The 2,340-nt window shown below is 69.7% G+C and carries 2 pseudogenes; both read left to right on the top strand.

The features are described 5' to 3' along the window. Positions 1–1,077: pseudogene (locus tag G3N97_RS38275) on the top strand (acyl-CoA synthetase); the annotation flags it as partial. 161 nt (positions 1,078–1,238) lie between these two features. After that, positions 1,239–2,075, top strand: a pseudogene (locus G3N97_RS38270) (acyl-CoA synthetase); the annotation flags it as partial. Positions 2,076–2,340 lie beyond the last annotated feature (265 nt).

The following is a 2,340-nucleotide window of genomic DNA, read 5'->3' as shown; positions in this document are numbered from 1 at the left end:
ATCCATCTGCGCACGCTGCTCGCCAGCGACGCGCCGCTGCCGCGCGCCGCGCTGGTGCTCAGCGCGACCGCGCCGCTCGCCGAAAAGCTCGCGAGCGAAGCCGAAGCGCGGCTCGGCGCGCCGCTGATCGAGATCTACGGCAGCACGGAAACCGGCCAGATCGCCACGCGCCGCACCGCGCAAGGCGCGGTCTGGCAACTGCTGCCGCGCATCCGGCTGGAAGCGCTGACGACGCGCGACGAAGATCAGGAAGATCAGGAAGATCAGGAAAACAGCGCCACGTACTGGGCCAGCGGCGGCCACCTCGACGAACCCGTGCCGATGGGCGACGCGCTCGAACTGCTCGATGCGCAGCGTTTCCTGCTGCACGGGCGCAAGCAGGACCTCGTCAATATCGCGGGCAAGCGCACCTCGCTCGCGTATCTGAATCATCAGCTCAACGCGATTCCCGGCGTGAGCGACGGCGTGTTCTTCATGCCCGGCGAGGCCGCCGACGCTGCCGACACGTCAATCACGCGCCTCGTCGCGCTGGTAGTCGCGCCTTCGCTGAACGCAGCCGAGTTGCAGCGCGCGCTGCGCGAACGGATCGACGCCGCGTTCATGCCGCGTCCGCTCGTGTTCGTCGATGCGCTGCCGCGCAACGAAACCGGCAAGCTGCCGCGCGACGTGCTCGCGGCGATGGCCGCGCGTCATACGCGCGCTGCGGCGTCGGTATCTGCGTCGGCATCGACCTGTGAATCCGCGCCCGCGAAAACACGCGCGCACGCGCTGCGTTTCACGATCGGCGCCGATCATCCCGCGCTGCCGGGCCATTTTCCGGGCCAGCCGATCGTGCCGGGCGTGGTGCTGCTCGACCGCGCCATCGACGCGATCGGCGCCGCGCTCGACCAGCCGCTCGACACCTGGCGTCTCTCGGCGGCCAAGTTCCTGAGCCCGGCCGCGCCCGGCGAAGCGCTCGACCTCGCCTTCGACGCCGCCGCGAGCGGCGCGATCCGCTTCACCGTGCGTGCGGGCGAGCGCGATGTGGCGAGCGGCACGCTGGCCGTGCCGTCGGTCCACGCGGAGGCCGCGCCATGACGCCGAACCTGCCGCCGGACGCGACCGCAACGACCGCAACGACCGCATCGAATCAAGCGGATCAGCAAGCGGATCAAGCCGCCCCGAGCGCGACCGCCAAACCCGCACGCCCCGATTGGGCGCAACGCGAGGAGCGCGGCAGCGCGCTGCTGCTGCGCGTGATGACGTGGCTCTCGCTACGCCTAGGCCGTCCTGCCGGACGCGCCCTGCTCTATCTGTGCGCCGCCTGGTACGTGCTGTTTTCGCCACGCGCGCGCAGCGCCTCGCGCGACTATCTGCGCCGCGCGCTGAACCGTGCGCCGCGATGGCGCGATTGCTGGCGTCACGTCTTCACGTTCGCGACCACCATCCACGACCGCATCTATCTGATGCACGGACGCTTCGACCTGTTCGACATCCGCCCGCACGGCCAGCAGCTCGTCGATGAAGCGCTCTCGGGCGGACGCGGCGCGTTCCTGATGGGCGCGCATCTGGGCAGCTTCGAAGTGGTGCGCGCGCTCGGCCGCACACGCCCGCGTCTGCGCGTGGTGGTGACGATGTTCGAAGAGAACGCGCGCAAGATCAACGCGACGCTGGCCGCCGTGAATCCCGCCGCGAGCCCGGAAGTGATCGGCCTCGGCCAGATCGATTCGATGCTCAAGGTGAAGCAGCGTCTCGACGAAAACTGCATGGTCGGCATGCTGGCCGACCGCACGCTGCTCGCCGACGACGCCGCCACGATGCGCCGCATGGCGTTTCTCGGCGAACCAGCCCCGTTCCCGCTCGGCCCGCTTTATATGGCCGCGATGCTCAAGCGCCCGGTGCTGTTCATGACCGGGCTCTATCGCGGCGGCAACCGCTACGACGTGCATTTCGAAGTGGTCGCCGATTTCACCCACACGCCGCGCGAAGCGCGCCGCGCCGCCATCGACGCCGCGCTCGCGCGTTACGTCTCGCTGCTCGACAAGTACGCGCGCGCGGCGCCCTATAACTGGTTCAACTATTTCGATTTCTGGAAAACGGTCAAGCCTGCGGCCGATGCGACTGCGTCTGCGGCTACGTACGCGCCTGCTTCTGCCGACAGCGCCGTCGCACGCGACGCGCACGCCACGCGCGCCACGCGCCGCGCTTCGGCCAGCCTGACCGCCCAGGAGACCTCCGACGCATGAGCACCACCCCACGTATGAGCACTCACCTTCTTTCGCGCCGCCTGATCGCGCGCGCATTCGCCGCCATCGCCCTCGTCGGCGGCGGCGCCGCGCTGAGCGCGATCGGCACGCTCGC

Source organism: Paraburkholderia sp. Ac-20347 (genome assembly GCF_017104805.1).
GTDB lineage: Bacteria > Pseudomonadota > Gammaproteobacteria > Burkholderiales > Burkholderiaceae > Paraburkholderia > Paraburkholderia tropica.
Note: the sequence above shows the minus strand (reverse complement) of the source record. Positions and strands in the feature narration are given on the sequence as shown.